Source organism: Kitasatospora sp. NPDC030952, from assembly GCF_055571335.1.
This window is the reverse complement of record NZ_JBVIFM010000014.1, coordinates 183501-203888: the sequence shown is the minus strand read 5'-3', so window position 1 is coordinate 203888 and position 20388 is coordinate 183501. Positions and strand designations below refer to the sequence as shown.

Below are 20388 nucleotides of genomic sequence, written 5' to 3'. Positions count from 1 at the left end.
GCGGGGACGGGCCCGGGGGCGGCCTGGGCTTCCACGTATCAGGACAACGCGGCGGGAGGGCCCGAGGCCACGGGGCGCCTTACAGCAAGGCATGGCATTTCATGGCGGATATCCGGCAACTACGCCCGCCTTGCACCGGATTGAGGGCAGATGTCCCGCCAACCGAGTGTGGCCGACCGGTGACTCCGAGTACTCTCGGCGCCATGGCAGCCACCCCACCGGCCGAGCCGAACCGACCGTCCCCCAACCCCGTGATGCGCGCACTGCGCGGCGACCGCTCACCCGGCGAGTTCGCCATGGCGGTCCGCCGGGCCGCCCGCGAGATCGGCGAGCACGTGTCCTGCGACGCCCGCTACGTCGGACGGGTCGAGTCCGGTGAGATCCGCTGCCCCAACTACGCCTACGAGCGGGTCTTCCGGCACATGTGGCCGGATCGCACGCTCACCGACCTCGGCTTCGCCCCCCGCACCGCCGTCCGCCGCCGCTCGGTGGACGGCGGCGGGGCGGCCGCCGGGGCTCCCCCGCTCCACCCGCTGTTCCCGCCCCTGCCCGCCCCGCGCTCACCACTCTCCACCCAACTCCCGTACGCTGCCTCGCCGTACGCGGATCCAGCCGCTCCGGACGGGCCTCCGTGGCCGATGGCCGGCGCGGTGCCCAGGGGGCCCGATGGATCGCCCTATCTCGACGAGGAGAACGACGACGTGCGTCGCCGTACGTTCCTGGCCAGCGGCTCGACCGCGCTGGCCACCGTGATCGGCATCGACCGGCCGGCCGCCGCCAGGCCCGTCACCGGTGCCGGCTTCGGCCCGGCCGCCGGCCCCCGCCCGGCCACCGGCCACGGTGCCTTCCCCGACCACGGCGCCTTCCCCGGTGCGGAGTTCGCCGCGCCCTCGCTGCTCGGCGCCGAGCCGGTGGTGCCCGGCCGGCCGGGTCCGGTGCCGCCGCTGCGCAAGGTCGGCGCCGCCGAGGTGCAGGGCGTCGAACAGGCCGTCCGGGAGATCAGACTGGCCGACGACGCGCACGGCGCGGACGCCCTGTACGAACTCGCCGGGCAGTCGCTGCGCACCGCCTACGTGCTGCTCAACGAGGGCGACTACAGCACCGAGACGGAACGCCGGCTCCAGGCCGGGGCCGGTGAACTGGCCATCTCCGTCGGGTGGTTGGCACACGACTCGAATCGGCTCGCGGACGCCCGCTCGTTCTACTCCGAGGCGCTCGCCACCGCCCGGATGGCCGGGGACGCCGCCCTGGAGGCGCACGTCTTCTGCAACAGCGCCTTCCTCGCCCGGGACGCCGGGCGCCCGCGCGAGGCGCTGCGCGCCGCGCAGGCCGGGCAGTCCGCCGCCCGGGAGCTGCATTCCACCCGATTGCTCGCTCTGCTGACCATGCGCGAGGCCGGCGCCTGGGCCGTGCTGCGGGACCGGTCCTCCTGCGAACGCGCGATCGGCCGGGCCTACGCACTGTTCGACCGGGGGCCGGCGGAGACCGATCCGGAGTGGATGTCCTTCTTCGGCGAGGCGGAGATCGCCGGCCTGCAGTCGCAGTGCTGGTCCGCCCTGGAGGACTGGGACCGCGCCAGCGAGCAGGCCGCGCTGGCCATAGCGCTGCAGGAGCCGCACTTCGTCCGCAACCGGGTGCTGTACACCGCCGAACTGGCCCACGACCGGCTCGGCCGGGGGGACTTGGCAGGGGCGGCGCACCACGGCTCGGCCGCCGTCGCACTGTTCGGCGAGGTCCGCTCGGCCCGGATCCGCAGCATGCTGGCGGACACCGCGGGTCGGCTGCGCGCGCACGCCTCGGTCGCCGAGGTCCGCCGCTTCCTGATCGGGTACGACCAGGCCGCGGCGGCCTGACTGGGCGCCAGCAGCCGTGTCAGCGGCCCTGGTTGAGTCCCTCCAGGTGGGACAGGTCGTTCCAGACCTCCACCGCCGGGGCGCCGTACTCCCAGGACAGCACGCACAGCGCCGCCGTGCCGAGCTTGAACCGCTGGGCGTACTCGGGCGGCAGGCCCAGCCAGCGGGCGGCCAGGATGCGCAGCAGGTGGCCGTGCGCGAACAGGATGACGTCCCGGTCGGCGCAGTGCATGTCGGTGGTGTCCGGCTCCGGGACGCCGTGCTCCTCGTTCAGGTCGGCGAGGAGGGCGTCCACCCGGGCGGCCACGTCGGAGAGCTTCTCGCCGCCGGGCACCCCGTCGCGCCAGATCAGCCAGCCGGGGTGGTCGGTGGCCCGGATGTCGGCGCCGGTGCGGCCCTCGTACTGGCCGTAGTCCCACTCCATCAGCTCGGGGCGCTCCACCGCGCGGTCGCCGAAGCCGGCCAGGGCGCAGGTCTCCTCGGCGCGGCCGAGCGGGCTGGTGTAGACGAGCGCGTCCGGCAGCCCGTTCCAGGGGGCCTCGGCGAGCCGGGCGCCGAGCGCCCGGGCCATCGCGCGGCCCTCCTCGGTCAGCGGGATGTCGGTGCGGCCGGTGTGGCGGCCGGTGGCCGACCACTCGGTCTCGCCGTGGCGGACCAGCACGATTCGGGCGGGCATGGAAGGCTCCTCGCAGCGGGGCGGTCAACGGTCGGTCTCACCCTTGAGCACCGGGCTCCATGATCCCCCACCCCGGCGGCGGCCACGATCGCGGGCCCGGAACACCCGGCGCCTCCGACCGGTTACGGCCGGAACCGCCCGGTCCGCACCACGTTGTCGGACCCGGATGCGACACTGGGCCGCACCATGAACGTCTCGACGAACGTCCCGCTCCGCGGGCCCGCTGAGCCGCTCGCCCAGCGGCTCGCCGAGCTGCGCGGACCGGCCCCGCAGCGCAGTCTGAACGCCCGCTCCCTCGCCGCGCTGGCCGCCAATCCGGGCTGCCACCGCCGCGCCGTGCTGGACGCGGCCGGGGTGGACAAGTCCGCGCTGGCCGCCCGGCTCGGCCGCCCCGCCCCCTTCGGGCAGTCCCCGTTCGCGATCGCCCGCGGCGTGATCTTCGAGTCCCGGCTGAAGGCGGACGACCACGCCGCCCTGCTGGAGCCGCTCCGCGCCCACCTCGGCCTCCCGGTGGACGACCGCGCCCCGCTGCTGGTGCCGGACCTGCTGCACCGCTCCGGCCCGGCCGTGCGCGCCGACCGGACGGTCGAGGCACTGGCCCGGGCCGCCGCCGACCCGGACTCCTGGACGCTGCTGGACCACCCGATGCTGCGGCTCGCCGTGGCCGGCAGCACCGCCTACCTGGAGCCGGACGCCCTGGTGGTGCACGGCGGCCGGTGCACGGTGGTGGAGATCAAGTCCTTCCCGGTGCTGGACGGCAGCGCCGACCCGGCCAAGGTCGGCGCCGCCGCCCGCCAGGCCGCGGTGTACGTGCTGGCGCTCCAGCACGCCGCCGCCGCGGCCGCCGGGGTCCCGCTGTCCGACGACCCGTACACCGAGCAGCGGCTCCCGGGCAGCCCCCGCACCAGCGTGCTGCTGGTCTGCCCCAAGGACTTCGGCAACCGGCCGACCGCCGTCGCCGTCGACGTCCGCCGCGAACTGGCCACCACCCGCCGCCAGCTGAGCCGGATGACCGGCATCGACCGGCTGCTGGCGACGCTGCCGCCGGGCACCGACTTCGACCTGGCCGCCGCCGACGACGGCGCCCCGGTCCGGACCGCCGAGCAGCTCACCGCCGCGGTCGAGACGGTGCCCGCCGCCTACAGCCCGGACTGCCTCTCCACCTGCGAACTCGGCTTCCACTGCCGCGCCCGGGCCCGCTGCGACGACCGGGTCGAGCAGCTCGGCCGGGGCGTGCGCGGCGAGCTGGGCAGCATCCGTACGGTCACCGAGGCGCTGGCCGCCGCCCGGCGCGCCCCCGGCCCGCAAGCCGGGGGCACGGACGGAGCGGGCGCGGACGACGACGCCGCGCCCGGCGACGGTACGGACGGCGACGGTACGGACGACGACGGCGCGCACGAGGCGGCCGAGCGCCTGGCCTACGCGGCCGCCCTGCGCGCGGAAGCCCTGGGCGTGAGGGCATGAGCCTGCTGACCACCCTCGCCCGGCTGGAGGCCGTCCGCAGCGGGCGGGCCGAGCCGCTGGCCACCGTCCGGCACCGGCACCTGTCGGAGCGGCCCATGGTGGTCGTCCCGCTGACCGCGGCCGGCGAATCCGGCGCGCCGCTGGCCGTGCTGCTGGGCACCGACCGGGACGCCCCCCGGCTGCACCTGGTGCCGCAGCCGCTCAACCGCACCCTGCGGTTCGACTACCTGGCCGCACTGGCCGCCGACCTGCTGCCCTACCTGGAGTCCTTCGGCACGGACGTCGAGCAGATCGAGGGCTCCGAGAAGGACCCGGAGACCGGCGAGAAGACCCAGGTGTTCCGCGAGCTGTGCGCCGACGCGCCGCAGCTGATCGTGCCCAACGGCGCGGGCGTGCACCACCTCGCGCTGATCGGCCGCTCGACCCGGTTCCGCCGCACCGCCGAGGACGCCGACCCGGGCCCCCACCCGGCGCCGCTGCGGGTGCCGCTGCTCGGCCGCTGGCTGACCCACCTCACCGACCGCGCCCAGGTGCCCGGCTCCAGCCTGCTGCTGCCGATGACCGGCCTGCTCGCCCGGCACTGGGCCACCGGCCAGAGCCACCTGGAGGACCAGCACCTGGCGGCCCGGCTGGCCTGGCACGGCCCACCGCCGGGGCTGACCGGCGCGCAGGCCGCCGAGCTGGCCGAGTCCGCCCGCGACGAGCACGGGCAGCTGCTGCACCCGCCGGCCGGCCCGGCCACCGACCCGGCCTTCGACGAGGCGGTGCTGGCCCCGGCGATCGCCCGCTACGATGCGGCCGTCAGCGCCCTCCGGCACGGCACCGAGCAGCGCGACGAGGCCGCCGCCGAGCGCGCCCGGGTGGCCGTCCGCTCGGCGGTGGAACAGCTGGAGCGGGTGCTGTCGGCCGTGCTGCTGCCCACCTGGCGGGACGTCTGGCGGGGCCTGGACCTGCTGCGCGCGCTGCCGCCGGCCGGCCACCTGGAGGAGCGCTGGACCGGCGACCGCTGGTCCTACACCGGCCATCGGGACCGGCTGGCGGCCGGCGAGCCACCGCAGCCCCGGCAGGACGACGCCGTCACGGCGGCCCGCAAGCTCGCCCAGCGCGAGCGCGAGCAGGCCCGGCTGGACGTCCAGGAGGCACTGGACGACCCGCTGGCGATGGCCGAACACCGGTTGTCCGGCGAGGCGTTCAGCGGGGTGGTGACCGAGGTGGTGCCGGACTACGACACCACCGGACGCTCCCCCAAGCCCCGTCCGCTGATCACCCTGCGCACCGCCGACCGCCCGCACGCCGACCTCGGCCGGGAGGCGCACCGGGTGCACGGCCCGACCGCGCAGAAGGCCCGGATCGTGGCGGTGGACCCGGCCGAGGGCACCATCACGCTGCGGGTGCTGTCCGGCATGGGCCGCAAGAAGGAGCCCGAGCCGGGCAGCCTGCCCGAGCCCGGCGAGCCGGTCACCTTCACCCTGTTCGAGTTGACGGTCCGCCAGTCCGCGCCGCTGCCCGAGCCGGACGACACCCCGTGGACCCACGGCGGCCCCCCGGGCAGCGCGCCCCCGGCCGCCACCGCTGCCGCCGCCGCCGCCACCGAGGAATGGGAATGATGAGCGAGCAGCCCCCGGGCGCGGCGGCCGACGCCGCGGTGGCCCGCATCCTGGCGGCCACCGTCCACCCGTCGGCCGGTGCGCCGCGCGGCGTGGTGGTGGACTCCCCGCCCGGCGCCGGGAAGTCGACCCTGGTGGTGCGGGCCGCCCGGGAGCTGGTGGCGGCCGGCGAGCGGCTGATGATCGTCGCCCAGACCAACGGCCAGGTGGACGACCTGGTCGGCCGACTGGCCGAGAAGGCGCCGGAGTTGACGATCGGCCGGCTGCACGCGGCGGACTCCCGGCCGGGCCCGGAGGTGCTGAGGCACGCCAACGTCACGCCCTCCGACAAGGTCGCCGACCTGGTCGAGCACGACGTGGTGATCTCCACCTCCGCCAAGTGGCAGTGGGTGCGGGCCGAGGCGCCGTGGCGGCACGCGATCGTCGACGAGGCGTACCAGATGCGCTCCGACGCCCTGCTCGCGGTGGCCCGGCTGTTCGAGCGGGCGCTGTTCGTCGGGGACCCGGGCCAGCTGGACCCGTTCACCGTGGTCGGCACCGAGCAGTGGGCGGGCCTGTCCTACGACCCGTCCAGCAGCGCCGTGGTGACGCTGCTGGCGCACAACCCGCAGATCGAGCCGCACCGGCTGCCGGTCTCCTGGCGGCTGCCGGCCAGCGCGGCGCCGCTGATCTCGCGCGCCTTCTACCCGTACACGCCGTTCCGCTCCGGCACCGGCCCGGACGGCCGCGGTCTGACCGCCGCCGTGCGGCCGGACGGCTCGGCGCTGGACGCGGTGATCGACCGGGCGGCCGAGCACGGCTGGGCGCTGCTGGAGCTGCCCGCCCGGCACACCGTACGGACCGACCCCCAGGCGGTGGCGGCGATCGCGGCCACCGTCCGGCGGCTGCTGGAGCGCGGGCTGACCGCCCGCTCCGAGCAGGGCGAGGCCCCGCTCACCGCGGACCGGATCGCCGTCGGCACCGCGCACCGGGACCAGGCGGCGGCGGTGCGGGCGGCCCTGCTCACGGTGGGCGTCCCGGTGGACGGCACGGTCGGTCCGGCCGTCACGGTGGACACCGCGAACCGGCTGCAGGGCCGGGAGTACGACGTCACCGTGGTGCTGCACCCGCTCTCCGGGCGTCCCGACGCGACCGCCTTCCACCTGGAGACCGGCCGGCTCTGCGTGCTCGCCTCCCGGCACCGGCACGCCTGCATCGTGGTCGGCCGGGCCGGGATCGCGGAGCTGCTGGACGAGCACCCGGCGACCGAGCCGGTGCAGCTGGGCGTTCCGGTGGCCTTCCCGGACGGCTGGGAGGCGAACCACCAGGTCCTCCAGCACCTGAGCGGCCACCGGGTGCGCCTGCGGTAACGGGTGTCAGTCCTCGGTCTCGCACACCGCGAAGGCCACCACGGACCCGTGCGCGGCCTGGGCGCTCCAGCCGGTCGCGTCGGCGGTCGGCCCGCTGGCGCGCACCGGTCCGTCCGCGTCGGGCTGGAGCCGGTAGCCGCCGCCGGTCAGGTGGGTGCCGGCCGGGCAGGTGGCCGTCGAGACGCCGCCCGGGCTGCTCGGCGGCCCGCTGACCACTGCGGCGGTCTCGGCGGCGGCGGCGGACCCGGCCGGTACGACGGGCAGGGCCGGTGCCAGGGCGGCGGCCAGCAGGAGGCCGGTGGAGAGTGCGCGCATGGGGTGCTCCCGGTTCGGTGGGCGACGGTTGTCGCCGGGAACAACCGGTTCGCATGCGATCCGGATGTGCGGCGCCCGGGGCACCCTCCCGGCGCGCGCCAGGGGAATAGCGCCTGCACGCGCACCGTTCCGCTACCGGCCGCCGCCGCGAGACAATGGACGACGGCCACGATCGGGCGGTGCGGCCCGGAGCAGCCCACCGCCCTCCCTCACCGAGACCACGGAGGTGTCCGTCCATGCCCGACTCCCCCGCCGAGACGCCCGAGCCCACCAGGCGACTGCGCCCCGTGCAGCTCCTGTTCGAGCCGCAGTCCGCCGAACCGGAGCCGGAACGGTTCTTCGACCTGGAGTCCATCGACGACCCCGCGGAGCTGCTGCGCCGCTCCACCGAACTGGCCCTGGCCTTCCGGGCCGCCGCCGAGCGGGCCACCGACTTCCAGGCCGTCGCCGCCGCCCAGCTCGCCGACCCGCGCCGCTTCGACGCGCTGTCGGACGCCGAGATCGCCGAGCGGTCGGACTGGACCCCGGACTACGCCACCAAGATGATCGAGTACGGCCGCACCCTGCTCCAGCCGCGCCGCCACGAGGACTGACCCCCCTGACCCGCGGCCGCTGGCATATGCCAGCGGCGCAGGGTACGCGATCGCCCGTCGCCCTGTCCGGCGAACGGCGCTTTCCGCCCCGCCGGGGGCGCGCACGGCGCAGGCTGCTGGGCGTGGACATCTGGACGCACCAGTCGGTGGAATACGTCACCGTGGCCGGGGAGGCCTGGCTGGCCTCCGCCAGCGAGTACCCGCGCAGCATGCGCGCCCTCTGGGAGGCCCGCCCGTGGGCGCCCTCCGTGCTGCCCTGCGGGCGGACCTTCGACGTGATCAGCATGCCGTCGCTGTTCGGCCGCCGGGTGCTGGACGAACTGTGGGCCTCCGGCCCCGGCTGCGGCCCGGTCGCGGGCTACCGGGGGCGCACCCTGCTGTTCGTCCGGCCCGGCGCGGCCCCCCGGCTGCGCCGGCTGCTGGCCTGGGAGGAGTGGGCCCGGGACGTGCCGCCGCTGCTCTGCCACGGCAAGGGCGACGCGGTGACGGTGCCGCCGCTGCAGCGGATGGTGCACGGCCCGGACTCCCCCGGCCGGGGCTCCGGCCGCTGGATCGTCGCCCCGGACGAGCGGGAGCCCTGGCTGCCCGGGGCCTCCGTGGTGCTGTGGGCCTGCGTACGGGCGGCGCGCGAACCCGGCGGGGCCGTGCCGGCCGCGCCGGTCGTCGTGACCGGGGGGTGAACGGAGGGCGGCCGGTATTCGATTTTGGCTCGACCGCGGGCCGCTGCTAAAGTCTTCTCTGTCAGCAGGCGCCGCTAGCTCAGTTGGTTAGAGCAGCTGACTCTTAATCAGCGGGTCCGGGGTTCGAGTCCCTGGCGGCGCACAGACAGCCGAGAGGCCCCTTGCGAAAGCAAGGGGCCTCTCGGCGTTCCCGGCCCGCCGGAAGACAGCCGACACGACCGGCACAACCGGGCCGCCCGCCGGAGCGGACGGCCCGGCCGGGGCTCAGCGGCCGCGCAGCGCGCGGTAGCGGGCGACCAGCTCGGCGGTGGAGCTGTCCAGCTGCTCGCCGCCCTCGCCGGTGAGCAGCACCGGCTCGATCCGCTTGGCGAGCACCTTGCCCAGCTCGACGCCCCACTGGTCGAAGGAGTCGATGTTCCAGATCGCGCCCTGGACGAACACCTTGTGCTCGTACAGCGCGACCAGCTGGCCGAGCACCGACGGGGTCAGCTCGGCGGCCAGGATGGTGGTGGTCGGGTGGTTGCCCCGGAAGGTCTTGTGCGGGACGAGTTCGGCCGGCACGCCCTCGGCGGCGACCTCCTCCGGGGTCTTGCCGAAGGCCAGCGCCTGGGTCTGGGCGAAGAAGTTGGCCAGCAGCAGGTCGTGCTGGGCGACCAGGCGGTCCGGCAGGTCGGCGACCGGCCGGGCGAAGCCGATGAAGTCGGCCGGGATCACCTTGGTGCCCTGGTGCAGCAGCTGGTAGTAGGCGTGCTGGCCGTTGGTGCCGGGGGTGCCCCAGACCACCGGGCCGGTCTGCCAGCCGACCGGGGTGCCGTCTCGGGTCACCGACTTGCCGTTGGACTCCATGTCCAGCTGCTGGAGGTAGGCGGTGAACTTGGACAGGTAGTGCGAGTACGGGAGCACCGCGTGCGCCTGGGCGTCGAAGAACGCGCCGTACCAGACGCCCAGCAGGCCGAGCAGCAGCGGGACGTTCTGCTCCGGCGGGGCGGTGCGGAAGTGCTCGTCGACCAGGTGGAAGCCGTCCAGCATCTCGCGGAAGGCGTCCGGGCCGATGGCGATCATCAGCGAGAGGCCGATCGCCGAGTCGTAGGAGTAGCGGCCGCCGACCCAGTCCCAGAACTCGAACATGTTGGCGGTGTCGATGCCGAAGTCCTGCACGCCCTGGGCGTTGGTGGACAGCGCGACGAAGTGCTTGGCCACCGCCTCGGTGCCGGCGCCCAGGCCGTCGAGCAGCCAGCCGCGGGCGGAGACGGCGTTGGTGATGGTCTCGATGGTGGTGAAGGTCTTCGAGGCGACGATGAACAGCGTCTCGGCCGGGTCGAGGTCGCGGACGGCCTCGTGCAGGTCGGCGCCGTCCACGTTGGAGACGAAGCGCACCGCCAGGTCGCGCTTGCCGAAGGAGCGGAGCACCTCGTAGGCCATCGCCGGGCCGAGGTCGGAGCCGCCGATGCCGATGTTGACCACGGTGCGGATCGGCTTGCCGGTGTGGCCCGTCCACTCGCCGCCGCGGACCCGGTCGGCGAAGGCGGCCATCTTGTCCAGGACGGCGTGCACCGCGGGGACGACGTCGACGCCGTCGACCTCGACGACGGCGCCCCGCGGGGCGCGCAGCGCGGTGTGCAGGACGGCGCGGTGCTCGGTGATGTTGATCTTCTCGCCGCGGAACATGGCGTCCCGCAGCGCGACGACGCCGGTGGCGGCGGCGAGCTCGCGCAGCAGCTCCAGCGTCTCGTCGGTGACCAGGTGCTTGGCGTAGTCCACGTGCAGGTCACCGACCCGCAGGGTGTGGGTGCGGCCGCGCTCGGGGTCGGCGGCGAACAGCTCGCGCAGGTGGGTCTCGCCCAGCTCCTCGCGGTGCTTGGCCAGGGCGGCCCACTGCGGGGTGCGGTCGAGCGGGGTGCGGGCGTCGGCGCGGGTCTCCGACATCGGTGGGTCCTCGATTCATCTGGGTGCAGAAACCGGCAGGGCCAGGCGTGAGGGCCAGGCGGTGGAATGCCTGTGCGCGAGGTCGTGGCGGTACTGGTGGTGCGCCGACTCCGTTGACGGCCTGCCCGGGTTCAGCCTATGCAACCCGGGAGGGGGTGGCGCACATTCCGCCCGGTGGGTGCGGACTGTCCGTCACTTCCGGTGCGCCCGCTACTTCCGTTCGGAGCGCAGGTCGAGTCCGCGCAGCACCTGGTCGACCAGCTCAGGATCGGCGCCGAGTTCGCTACGGGCGATGAGCATCTCGCGCCGGGAGGCGGCGATCATCTCCTGCTCGACCTCGGCGGCGGCCCGCCACTGGGAGATCCGCTGCTTCGCCTCGGCGGCCTCCTCCTCGGCGTAGTTCTCCGGGCAGAGCCGGGCCAGCCGGTCGTGCTGACGGTCCCGCAGCCGGTCGGCGACCTCGGCGGGCAGCTTGTCCTGCTCCTCCAGTTCGCCGAGCCGATGGAGCCCGGCCTTGGCGGCCCGCCACCAGAGTTGCCGTACCGCCTGCTCGTGCTTGTCCTGGTCGATGTCCAGTTCGAGCCGCTTGGCCAGCCAGGGCAGGGTCAGGCCCTGGACCAGCAGGGTGAACAGCACCACGCTGAAGGCGATGAAGACCAGCCGGCCGCGCTCCGGGAAGTCCTCGCCGGAGTGCAGGGTCAGCGGGATGGCGAGGGCCAGCGCGACGGTGGCCACCCCGCGCATGCCGGACCACCAGAGGACCACGCTCTCCTTCCAGCTGAACGGGGTGTCCTCCTCGGCGTCCTTGCGCAGCCTCTTCGACAGCCAGCCGGCCGGCAGCAGCCAGAGCAGCCGGACCACCACCACGACCGCGATGACCACGGCGGCGTCGCCGAGGAAGCCGGTCCAGCCGCGGCCGGCCTCCTTGAGCACGGTGGCCAGCTCCAGGCCGATCAGGCCGAAGGCGACGCCGGTGATCAGGATCTCGACCACCTCCCAGAAGGCGTTGCCGACCAGCCGGTAGGCGACGGCGTCGGCGTCGGCGGCCCGCTCGGCGAGGTAGAGCGCGCAGACCACGACGGCGAGCACGCCGGAGCCGTGGATCTCCTCGGCGATGGTGTAGGCGGCGAAGGGCACCAGCAGGTTGAGCGCGACCTGCTGGGTCGGGTCGTCCAGGCGGTCGGCGAGCTTGGCGTTCACCCAGCCGAGCACCACGCCGACGATCACGGCGAGCACCGCGGACAGCACGAAGCGCAGCACGGCGTGGCCGACCGAGAAGTCGCCGCTGATCACGGCCTCGATGGCCAGCGAGTAGATGACGATCGCGGTGACGTCGTTGAACAGTCCCTCGCTCTCCAGGATCGCCACCAGCCGCCGGGGCAGCCCGACGCTGCCGGCCACCGCGACGGCGGCCACCGGGTCGGGCGGGGAGACCAGCGCGCCGACCGCGATCGCGGCGGCCAGCGGCAGGGCGGGCAGCAGCCAGTGCACGGTGCCGGCCACGGCGATCGTGGTGACCACCACCAGGGCGATCGCCAGCAGCAGGATCGAGCGGGCGTTGGCCTTGAAGTAGCGGACCGAGGAGCGCCGGGCGACGGCGAAGATCAGCGGCGGCAGGACCAACGGGAGGATCAGCTCGGGCTCGATCTTGACGTCCGGGATCTGCGGGACGAGTGCCATGACGATGCCGAGCAGGGTCATCAGGACCGGTTGCGGCACGCCCGTCCTTCGGGCGAGTGGCATGGTCACCACGGAGGCGAGCAGCACCAGGAAGAACAGGGGCAGCTGGCCCACGGGGAGGTTCCTCTCGACGGCGGATCGGCGGCCGGCTCCCGACGGGAGGGACGGCCGGTCGGCGACGGACGGCTGAGCGCCGCCCAGGATAAATCTGACAATGCGCCCATTGGTGAAGACGCGCCGAACAGGTGCTTGACCTCAAGCGCACTTCAGGTCGGAGGATCGGGGCGTTCGCGTGAAGGAACCGGCGAGAGGAACACCCCATGAAGGCGGTCACGGTACCGACGTCCGGCGGTCCGGAGGTCCTGCGGGTCACCGAGGTGGCCGACCCCGAGCCCGCGGCGGGCGAGGTCCGGATACGGGTGTACGCCGCCGCGGTGCAGCCGGTGGACCTCGCGATCCGGGAGGGCTTCCGGCCGCCGGGGCTGGTGGCCGAGCCGCCGCTCGTCCTCGGCAACGAGTTCGCCGGGGTGGTGGACCGGCTCGGCCCGGGCGTCGACGCCTGGCGGGTGGGCGACGAGGTGCTGGGCTTCCGGGTGCTGGGCTGCCAGGCCGAGCTGGTCACGGTGGACGCCGCCCAGCTGGTGGCCAAGCCCGCCGGGATGCCCTGGGAGCAGGCCGGCGCGCTCTCCGCCTCCGGCCAGACCGCCCACGTCGCGCTCGACCTGCTCGGCGTCACCGCCGGCGACACCGTCCTGGTGCACGGCGCCAGCGGCGGGGTCGGCACCGTCGCCGTCCAGCTGGCCCGGGCCCTGGGCGCCACCGTCATCGGCACCGCGAGCGAGCGCAACCACGACTACCTGCGCGAGCTGGGCGCGATCCCGGTGGCCTACGGCGAGGGGCTGGTCGAGCGGGTCCGGGCGGTCGCCCCGCAGGGGGTGGACGCGGCCTTCGACGCGGCCGGCCGGGGCGCCCTGGCGGCCTCCGTCGAACTGGTCGCCGACCGGGACCGGATCGGCACCGTGGTCGACTACCCGGAGGCCCAGCGGCTGGGCGTCCGGGGGCTGCGGGGGCCACGCACCGCCGAGCGGCTGACCGAGCTGGTCCGGCTCTGGGAGGCGGGCGGGCTGCGGATCGAGGTCGCCGAGTCGCTGCCGCTGGAGCGGGCCGAGCAGGCGCACCGGCTGGTCGGCACCGGGCACGTCCGCGGCAAGGTGGTGCTCACCGCCTGAGCGGGCCGGGCCGCCCGGGCCGATTGTGTGTTTCGGCCGCTGACCAGGTAATGTTCTCCACGTCAGCAGGCGCCGCTAGCTCAGTTGGTTAGAGCAGCTGACTCTTAATCAGCGGGTCCGGGGTTCGAGTCCCTGGCGGCGCACAGACAGCCGAGAGGCCCCTTGCGAAAGCAAGGGGCCTCTCGGCGTTCCGGCGTTCCCCCCTCCCGGCGTGGCAGGAAAGGTGGGGAACCGGTCATTGCCGCCACCGCGGCCCGCTGACAGGCTGGCCGCATGGGAGCGCGCAGCGTGGTCGTCGTCCTCTACGAGGGCGTGCAGAGCCTGGACGTGACCGGGCCCGTGGAGGTCTTCGCGGGAGCGGGCGCGGCCTCCGGGCGGCCGGGCGCGTACCGGGTGACCACCGCCTCGCTCGGCGGCGGGCCGGTGCGCAGCACCAGCGGGCTGCGACTGCTGCCGGACGCCGACCTGGCCGAGGTCCGGGCGGTGGACGTCCTGCTGGTCCCCGGCGGGGAGGGCTGCGATCCGCCGGACGGCGACCTGGTCGCACGGATCCGGGAGTTGGCCGGCCGGGCCGAGCGGGTGGTGTCGGTGTGCACCGGCGCCTTCCTGCTCGCCGAGGCCGGACTGCTGTCCGGACGCCGGGTGACCACCCACTGGGCGTACTGCGAGGAGCTGGCCCGGCGGTACCCGGACGTCACGGTCGCCCCGGACCCGATCCACGTCCGGGACGGGCACATCGCCACCTCGGCCGGGGTCACCGCCGGGATCGACCTGGCGCTGGCCCTGGTCGAGGAGGACCACGGCCGGGACGCCGCGCTGCTGATCGCCCGTCACCTGGTGGTCTTCCTGCGCCGGCCGGGCAACCAGGCCCAGTTCAGCACCCAGCTGGCCGCCCAGGTGGCGGTCCGCCGGCCGCTGCGCGAGGTCCAGCGGTGGATCGCCGAGCACCCCGGGGCCGACCTGTCGGTCGAGGCGCTGGCCCACCGGTCGGCGCTGTCGCCGCGGCACTTCGCCCGGGCCTTCGCCGCCGAGGTCGGGATCCCCCCGGGCCGGTACGTGGACGGGGTCCGGCTGGAGGCCGCCCGGCGGCTGCTGGAGGACACCGACGACGGTGTCGAGGAGATCGCGCGCTCCTGCGGCTACGGCACCCCGGAGGCGATGCGGCGCGCCTTCGTCCGGACCCTGGCCGCCCCGCCCGCCGAGTACCGCCGCCGCTTCCGTTCCCGGCCCGACGGCCCCCCGCCGGTCGGACCGCAGCCCCTTGGAGACGACTGATGCGCATCGCGATCCTGCTCTACGACGACTTCACCGCGCTGGACGCGGTCGGCCCGTACGAGGTGCTGTCCCGGATCCCCGGGGCCGAGGTGGTGTTCACCGCCGCGAAGCCCGGGCCGGTCCGGTCCGACATGACCCTGGCGCTGACCGCGGACGCCGCCCTGGACGAGGTGGACTCCGCCGACCTGCTGCTGGTCCCCGGCGGGCCCGGGACGGCGGCCCAGCTGACCGACGGGGCGGTGCTCGACTGGGTGCGCCGGGTGGACGCCACCACCACCTGGACCACCTCGGTCTGCTCCGGCTCGCTGATCCTCGGCGCCGCCGGGCTGCTCACCGGGCGCCGAGCCACCACCCACTGGGGCGCGCTGGACCTCCTGCCCCGGTTCGGGGCGGAACCCACCGGCACCGAGCGGATCGTGGTCGACGGCAAATACGCGACCGCGGCCGGGGTCTCGGCCGGGATCGACCTCGCGCTGCGGCTGACCGGCCTGGTCGCCGGGGACGCCACCGCGGAGGCGATCCAGCTGGTCATCGAGTACGACCCGCAGCCGCCCTACGCGGCCGGCTCGATCGCCAAGGCCTCCCCCGCGGTGGTCGAGGGGGCGAGGCGGCTGCTGGCGCCATGACGGCACAGGCGGGGTCCGGGCCCGGCCGGGGGCGGGCCCCGCGTCCGGCCGGGCCCCGCGTCCGGTCAGCGGCCGAAGTAGGAGTCGAAGTTCCTGGAGAACTCCCGGCCGCCGAACTGGTCCCAGTTGACCGACCAGGTCATCAGCCCGGCCAGGTTCGACTGGGCGCCCGAACGCGGCACGTACGTACCGCAGTTGACCAGCTTGGTGAGGCAGTCCAGCGCCTTGTCCACCTCGGCCGGGGCGACGTAGCCGTTGCCCGCGTTGGTGGTGGCCGGCATGCCGATGGCGACCTTCGAGGCGGGCAGCGGCGGGAACACGTTGCTGGCGTTGCCCGCGACCGGGAAGCCCTTGAGCAGCAGGTCGGTCATCGCGACGTGGAAGTCGGCGCCGCCCATCGAGTGGTATTGGTTGTCCAGGCCCATGATCGAGCCGGAGTTGTAGTCCTGGACGTGCAGCAGGGTGAGGTCGTCGCGCAGCGCGTAGATGACCGGCAGGTACGCCCCGGCGCGCGGGTCCTGGCCGCCCCAGGGGCCGGATCCGTAGTACTGGTAGCCGAGTTGGACGAAGAAGGTCTCCGGCGCCATGGTCAGCACGAAGCCCGGGCCGTACTTGGCCTTGAGGGTCTTCAGCGCCGAGATCAGGTTGACGATGACCGCGCTCTTCGGGTTCTTGAAGTCGGTGTCGCCGGTGTCGAGGGAGAGCGAGTGGCCCTCGAAGTCGATGTCCAGGCCGTCCAGGCCCCACCTGTCGATGATCGCCGACACCGAGCTGACGAAGGCGTCGCGGGCGGCGGCGGTGGTCAGCTGGACCTGGCCGTTCTGGCCGCCGATCGAGATCAGCACCTTCTTGCCCTGGGCGCGCTTGGCGGCGATGGCGGCCTTGAAGTCGGCGTCGGACTCCACGGTCGGGCAGTCGGTGGCCGAGCAGCGGTTGAAGCGGATGTCGCCGGAGGTCGGGGAGGTCGGCTCGCCGAAGGAGAGGTCGATGATGTCCCAGGAGGCGGGGACGTCGGCCATCCGGGTGTAGCCGGCGCCGTTGGCGAAGCTGGCGTGGAGGTAGCCGACCAGGGTGTGGCTGCCGGTGGGCGTCGCCGTCGGGGTGCCCGTCGGGGTCACGGTCGGGGTGGGCGTCGGGGTGCCGGTGGGCGTCGCGGTCGGGGTGGGCGTCGGGCTGGGGCCGCCGGGGCCGTCCAGGGAGACGTCATCCGCATAGTAGGTGCCCTGCCCGTACCAGCCGTGGGTGTAGACGGTGGCGCTGGTCTGGTTGGCGCCGGTGGTGAAGCTGACGCTGAGCTTCTGGTAGCCGCCGCCGGTGCCGGGGGTCCAGGTGCTGGGGCCGCCGCCGTCGACACCCAGGTAGACGTACGAGCCGTTGACGTAGGCGCTGAGCGTGTAGGTGGTGCCGGGCGCGACGGTGACGGTCTGGGCGCACTGGGCGGTGTCACTCGCGGTGGCCGCGGCGGCGAGCGCGTGGCCGCCCCCGTGCACCGGGCCGGTGACGACGCTACCGGAGTTGCCGGTGCAGCTCCACGGGCCGAGCGAGCCGGATTCGAAGCCGCCGTTGGCCAGGAACTCGCCGGCCGAGGCGGCGGGCGCCAGGCCGAGGGTGAGGCCGGCCAGGGTGGCGGCGGCGATGGCGGAGGCGGTGCCGGCGGCGAGGCCGTTTCTCAGGGTTCTGCGCATGGGGGGTGCTCCCTGCGGTGGCGCGGTCGTGGGGGACGTCCGAGGGCACGCCGGAGCACGCGCCAGTGGGGGGAGCGGCCCGGCCTGGCACCCAAGTTGGACTAGACCACTGAAGTGGATCCGACAGTGCGCTGTCAATGGTCCAGACCGGTCCGGAAGCCCGGCGGGACCGCCCCGGTTGCCGGGGGTGACACCCCGTCGAAGGATGGAGGAGTGACCCCGCCCGGCTACCTCCGCTACCCCCACCTGTACGGCGACCTGCTCGCCTTCACCGCCGAGGACGACGTCTGGATCGCCCCGCTGGAGCCCGGCGCCGCCACCACCGGCCGGGCCTGGCGGGTCGGCTGCGACCGCACCCGGGTCAGCCACCCCCGCTTCTCCCCCGACGGCCGCACCCTCGCCTGGACCAGCTGGCTCGGCCTGACCCCCGAGGTGTGGACCGCCCCGACCGAGGGCGGCGAGGCCCACCGGCTCAGCTACTGGGGCAGCCAGGACACCCGGGTGCGCGGCTGGCTGCCGGACGGCGAGGTGCTGGCCGTCACCTCCTACCACGAGCCGTTCGGCCACTACACCTGGGCGCACGCCCTGCCGCCCGACGGCTCCCCCGGCCGCCGGATGCCCTGGGGCCCGGTCGGCGACGCCCAGCTGAGCCGGCGGCGCACCGTGCTGCTCACCGGCTCCGCCCCGCACGAACCCGCCGCCTGGAAGCGCTACCGCGGCGGCGCCGTCGGTCGGCTCTGGGTGGACGGCGAACTGATCCTGCCCGAGCACACCGGCCACCTCGCCTCCCCCATGCCGGTCGGCGACCGGATCGCCTTCCTCTCCGACCACGAGGGCATCGGCAACGTCTACTCCTGCCGCCCGGACGGCACCGACCTGCGCCGGCACACCGACCACGCCTCCTACTACGCCCGCGAGGCCGCCACCGACGGCACCCGGATCGTCTACCAGCACGCCGGCGACCTCTGGCTGCTCGACGGCCTGGACGCCCCCGCCCCGCGCCGGCTGCAGGTGCCGCTCGGCGGCGCCCGGGCCGGCCGCCGCCCGTACCAGGTCGGCGCCGCCTCCCAGGTCAAGGACCTCGCCTGCGACCAGACCGGGCGGGCCGGGGTGATCACCGTGCGCGGCAGCCAGTACTGGCTCACCCACAAGGACGGCCCGGCCCGCGCGCTCGCCGACACCCCCGGGGTGCGCACCCGGCTGCCCGTGCTGCTCGGCCACACCGGCGAGGCCGCCTGGATCACCGACGCCGAGGGCGCCGACGCGATCGAGGTGGTGCCGCTGCCCGGCCACGAGGACGCCGGGCAGCGGCACCACCGCCGGGTGCTCGCCGCCGGCCGGCTCGGCCGGGTCCTGGAGCTCTCCGCCGCCCCCGACGGCGCCCGGCTCGCCGTCACCACCTCGGACGGGCGGCTGCTGCTGGTCTCCGCCGCGGACGGCGAGGTCCGCGAACTGGCCGGCTCCGACTACGGGCCCGTCGCCAGCGCCCGGTTCTCCCCCGACTCGCACTGGATCGCCTGGTCCCAGCCGGCCGCCGGGCGCTCGCTGCGCCGGATCCGGCTCACCCGCACCGACGCCTCCGCGCCGATCACCGACGTCACCGACGGCCGGTTCGAGGACGAGCAGCCGGTGTTCACCCGGGACGGCCGCTACCTGGCCTTCCTGTCCTGGCGCGGCTTCGACCCCGTCCACGACGTGCACACCGGCGACCTCTCCTTCCCGGTCGGCTGCCGCCCGTACCTCGTCCCGCTCACCGCCGACACCCCCTCCCCGTTCGCCGCGCCCGTCGAGGACGGCGCCCCGCGCGGGGACGGCGGCGGCGACGGCACCGTCCGGGTCGACCCCCAGGGCATCGGCGAACGGCTGCTGCAGTTCCCGGTGATCGCCTCCAAGTACTCGGCCACCGACGCGGTGCGCGGCGGCCTGGTCTGGCTGCGCTGGCCGATCTCCGGCACCCTCGGGCAGACCTTCGCCAGCCCCGACGACACCTCCGGCCGCCCCTCCCTGGAGCACTTCGACCTGGCCCGGGGCACCCGCAGCACGCTGGTCGACAAGCTGGACGGCTACGCCGTCTCCGGGGACGGCGGCTCGATCGCGGTCTACTCGGCCGGGACGCTGCGGGTGATCCCGGTCGCCGTACCCTCCGCCGGGACCAGCGTCGACCTGCGCCGGATCACCCACACCGTGCACCCCGCCGCCGAGTGGCGCCAGGCGTACCACGAGGCGGCCCGGATCGTCCGGGACCAGTTCTGGGACGAGCGGATGTCCGGACTGGACTGGCCCGCGCTGGTCGCCCAGTACGAGCCGTTGCTGGACCGGATCTGCTCACCCGACGACTTCGCCGACCTGCTGCGCGAACTCCTCGGCGAACTCGGCACCTCGCACGCCTACGTCACCCCCTCCCGGCGCGCCGAGGGCCCCACCCTCGCCCAGCAGCCGCTCGGCCTGCTCGGCGCCAACGCCCACCGCTCCCCCGACGGCCGCTGGCTGGTCGACCGGGTGCTGCCCGGCGAGTCCTCCGACCCGCGCGCCCGCGCCCCGCTGGCCGCCCGGGGCGTCCGGGACGGCGACGAACTGCTGGAGGTCGGCGGCCGCCCGGTGGACCCGGTGCGCGGACCGCTGCCGCTGCTGGCCGGCACCGGCGGCACCACCGTCGAACTCGCCCTGCGCACCGGCCCGGACGGCCCGGTCCGGCGGATCGCCGTCACCCCGCTGACCGACGAACGGGCCGTCCGCTACCAGGACTGGGTGACCAAACGGCGTTCCCTGGTGAGGGAGTTCAGCGACGGCCGGTGCGGCTACCTGCACATCCCGGACCTCGGCGGCTCCGGCTGGGCCCAGTTCAACCGGGACCTGCGGCGCGAACTCGACAAGCCCGCACTGGTGTTGGACGTGCGCGGCAACGCCGGCGGCAACGTCTCCGAACTCGTCCTGGAGAAGCTCACCCGGCACGTGCTCGCCTGGGACTTCAGCCGGGACCGCCAGCCCGTCCGCTGGCCCCGGCACGCACTGCGCGGCCCGCTGGTGGCGCTCGCCGACGAGGCGACCAGCTCCGACGGGGACGTGATCATCGCGGCGATCAAGCTGCTCGGCCTCGGCCCGGTGATCGGCAACCGCACCTGGGGCGGGGTGGTCGGGATGACCGGGCGGCACACCCTGGGCGACGGCACCCAGATCTCGGTGCCGAAGAACGCCTCCTGGTTCAGCGGCGGGCTCGGCTGGTCGGTGGAGAACCGGGGCGTGGAACCGGACGTGCACGTGCTGCGCACCCCCCAGGACTGGGCCCGGGGGCGCCACCCGGAGCTGGTCACCGCCGTCCAACTGGCCATGGAGCTACTGGAGGACGCCCCGGCCGCGGCGCCCCCGCCCACCGACACCCCGCGGCCGGACCTGCGGCGCCCGCCGCTGCCGCCGCGGGCCGGGTGAGCCG

Annotated in this window: 15 protein-coding genes and 2 tRNA genes; 12 read left to right on the top strand and 5 right to left on the bottom strand. The window is 75.0% G+C overall.

All coding sequences use genetic code 11. From position 1 onward, the window contains the following. Nucleotides 1-203: 203 nt before the first annotated feature. The gene (locus ACZ47G_RS24350) at nt 204-1853 is read left to right on the top strand and encodes a tetratricopeptide repeat protein (protein ID WP_465745883.1); all 1650 of its coding nucleotides are present in this window, start codon (nt 204-206) and stop codon (nt 1851-1853) included. 19 nt (nt 1854-1872) lie between these two features. Here ACZ47G_RS24350 and ACZ47G_RS24345 read toward each other — a convergent pair whose 3' ends face one another. Then, the gene (locus ACZ47G_RS24345) at nt 1873-2529 is read right to left on the bottom strand and encodes a histidine phosphatase family protein (protein ID WP_465745881.1); all 657 of its coding nucleotides are present in this window, start codon (nt 2527-2529) and stop codon (nt 1873-1875) included. 186 nt (nt 2530-2715) lie between these two features. Here ACZ47G_RS24345 and ACZ47G_RS24340 point away from each other — a divergent pair, with 186 nt between their 5' ends. From ACZ47G_RS24340 to ACZ47G_RS24330, 3 genes are read left to right on the top strand one after another with little or no spacing between them, the layout of a single operon-like run. After that, nucleotides 2716-3993, top strand: coding sequence for a hypothetical protein (locus tag ACZ47G_RS24340; protein WP_465745879.1), 1278 nt, complete (start codon nt 2716-2718; stop codon nt 3991-3993). Further along, nucleotides 3990-5600, top strand: a complete 1611-nt coding sequence (locus ACZ47G_RS24335) for a hypothetical protein (RefSeq protein WP_465745877.1) — start codon at nt 3990-3992, stop codon at nt 5598-5600. Before ACZ47G_RS24340 ends, ACZ47G_RS24335 begins: the two co-directional genes overlap by 4 nt. Next, on the top strand, nt 5597-6949 hold the full coding sequence (locus ACZ47G_RS24330; protein WP_465745875.1) for an AAA family ATPase: 1353 nt from the start codon (nt 5597-5599) through the stop codon (nt 6947-6949). The genes ACZ47G_RS24335 and ACZ47G_RS24330 overlap by 4 nt, the downstream gene beginning before the upstream one ends. A gap of 6 nt (nt 6950-6955) precedes the next feature. Here the strand turns inward: ACZ47G_RS24330 and ACZ47G_RS24325 are convergent, their stop codons facing one another. Further along, complete coding sequence (locus tag ACZ47G_RS24325) at nt 6956-7264, bottom strand: hypothetical protein (protein ID WP_465745873.1); 309 nt, start codon at nt 7262-7264, stop codon at nt 6956-6958. 236 nt (nt 7265-7500) lie between these two features. Here ACZ47G_RS24325 and ACZ47G_RS24320 point away from each other — a divergent pair, with 236 nt between their 5' ends. The 3 genes from ACZ47G_RS24320 (at nt 7501) to ACZ47G_RS24310 (ending at nt 8679) form a co-directional block, all read left to right on the top strand. After that, complete coding sequence (locus ACZ47G_RS24320) at nt 7501-7857, top strand: hypothetical protein (RefSeq protein ID WP_380459772.1); 357 nt, start codon at nt 7501-7503, stop codon at nt 7855-7857. Between the two features lie 122 nt (nt 7858-7979). After that, entirely contained in the window at nt 7980-8537 is a 558-nt protein-coding gene (locus ACZ47G_RS24315; RefSeq protein WP_465745871.1) for a bifunctional DNA primase/polymerase, read from the top strand. A gap of 68 nt (nt 8538-8605) precedes the next feature. Beyond that, nucleotides 8606-8679 (top strand) — tRNA-Lys (locus ACZ47G_RS24310). Nucleotides 8680-8801: 122 nt separating this feature from the next. Here the strand turns inward: ACZ47G_RS24310 and pgi are convergent. Both pgi and ACZ47G_RS24300 read right to left on the bottom strand, forming a co-directional pair. Beyond that, a complete protein-coding gene (gene pgi / locus ACZ47G_RS24305) occupies nt 8802-10463 on the bottom strand; it encodes a glucose-6-phosphate isomerase (RefSeq protein WP_465745869.1) in 1662 nt (553 codons plus the stop codon). Between the two features lie 210 nt (nt 10464-10673). Beyond that, nucleotides 10674-12257 carry a Na+/H+ antiporter gene (locus tag ACZ47G_RS24300; protein WP_465745867.1) on the bottom strand — a complete coding sequence of 528 codons (1584 nt, stop codon included), beginning with the start codon at nt 12255-12257 and terminating at the stop codon, nt 10674-10676. A gap of 206 nt (nt 12258-12463) precedes the next feature. Here ACZ47G_RS24300 and ACZ47G_RS24295 point away from each other — a divergent pair, with 206 nt between their 5' ends. The 4 genes from ACZ47G_RS24295 (at nt 12464) to ACZ47G_RS24280 (ending at nt 15273) form a co-directional block, all read left to right on the top strand. Continuing rightward, the gene (locus ACZ47G_RS24295) at nt 12464-13372 is read left to right on the top strand and encodes an NADP-dependent oxidoreductase (RefSeq protein WP_465745865.1); all 909 of its coding nucleotides are present in this window, start codon (nt 12464-12466) and stop codon (nt 13370-13372) included. Between the two features lie 69 nt (nt 13373-13441). After that, a tRNA-Lys gene (locus tag ACZ47G_RS24290) sits at nt 13442-13515 on the top strand. A 130-nt stretch (nt 13516-13645) separates the two neighbouring features. After that, nucleotides 13646-14647: a GlxA family transcriptional regulator gene (locus ACZ47G_RS24285; RefSeq protein ID WP_465745863.1), complete on the top strand. Its 1002-nt coding sequence runs from the start codon at nt 13646-13648 to the stop codon at nt 14645-14647. Beyond that, nucleotides 14647-15273 carry a DJ-1/PfpI family protein gene (locus ACZ47G_RS24280; RefSeq protein ID WP_465745861.1) on the top strand — a complete coding sequence of 209 codons (627 nt, stop codon included), beginning with the start codon at nt 14647-14649 and terminating at the stop codon, nt 15271-15273. Before ACZ47G_RS24285 ends, ACZ47G_RS24280 begins: the two co-directional genes overlap by 1 nt. 65 nt (nt 15274-15338) lie before the next feature. On the opposite strand, the gene ACZ47G_RS24275 is transcribed toward ACZ47G_RS24280, so the two are convergent. Continuing rightward, entirely contained in the window at nt 15339-16958 is a 1620-nt protein-coding gene (locus ACZ47G_RS24275) for a chitinase (RefSeq protein WP_465745859.1), read from the bottom strand. Between the two features lie 213 nt (nt 16959-17171). On the opposite strand from ACZ47G_RS24275, the gene ACZ47G_RS24270 reads away from it, so the two are divergent. Further along, entirely contained in the window at nt 17172-20384 is a 3213-nt protein-coding gene (locus tag ACZ47G_RS24270) for a S41 family peptidase (RefSeq protein WP_465745857.1), read from the top strand. Nucleotides 20385-20388: the final 4 nt, after the last annotated feature.

What these genes read in the sequence shown, in the direction of transcription:
- ACZ47G_RS24350 (WP_465745883.1), top strand. Translation starts at nt 204, where the DNA reads ATGGCAGCCACCCCACCGGCCGAGCCGAACCGACCGTCCCCCAACCCC.
- ACZ47G_RS24345 (WP_465745881.1), bottom strand. Translation starts at nt 2,529, where the DNA reads ATGCCCGCCCGAATCGTGCTGGTCCGCCACGGCGAGACCGAGTGGTCG.
- ACZ47G_RS24340 (WP_465745879.1), top strand. Translation starts at nt 2,716, where the DNA reads ATGAACGTCTCGACGAACGTCCCGCTCCGCGGGCCCGCTGAGCCGCTC.
- ACZ47G_RS24335 (WP_465745877.1), top strand. Translation starts at nt 3,990, where the DNA reads ATGAGCCTGCTGACCACCCTCGCCCGGCTGGAGGCCGTCCGCAGCGGG.
- ACZ47G_RS24330 (WP_465745875.1), top strand. Translation starts at nt 5,597, where the DNA reads ATGATGAGCGAGCAGCCCCCGGGCGCGGCGGCCGACGCCGCGGTGGCC.
- ACZ47G_RS24325 (WP_465745873.1), bottom strand. Translation starts at nt 7,264, where the DNA reads ATGCGCGCACTCTCCACCGGCCTCCTGCTGGCCGCCGCCCTGGCACCG.
- ACZ47G_RS24320 (WP_380459772.1), top strand. Translation starts at nt 7,501, where the DNA reads ATGCCCGACTCCCCCGCCGAGACGCCCGAGCCCACCAGGCGACTGCGC.
- pgi (WP_465745869.1), bottom strand. Translation starts at nt 10,463, where the DNA reads ATGTCGGAGACCCGCGCCGACGCCCGCACCCCGCTCGACCGCACCCCG.
- ACZ47G_RS24295 (WP_465745865.1), top strand. Translation starts at nt 12,464, where the DNA reads ATGAAGGCGGTCACGGTACCGACGTCCGGCGGTCCGGAGGTCCTGCGG.
- ACZ47G_RS24285 (WP_465745863.1), top strand. Translation starts at nt 13,646, where the DNA reads ATGGGAGCGCGCAGCGTGGTCGTCGTCCTCTACGAGGGCGTGCAGAGC.
- ACZ47G_RS24280 (WP_465745861.1), top strand. Translation starts at nt 14,647, where the DNA reads ATGCGCATCGCGATCCTGCTCTACGACGACTTCACCGCGCTGGACGCG.
- ACZ47G_RS24275 (WP_465745859.1), bottom strand. Translation starts at nt 16,958, where the DNA reads ATGCGCAGAACCCTGAGAAACGGCCTCGCCGCCGGCACCGCCTCCGCC.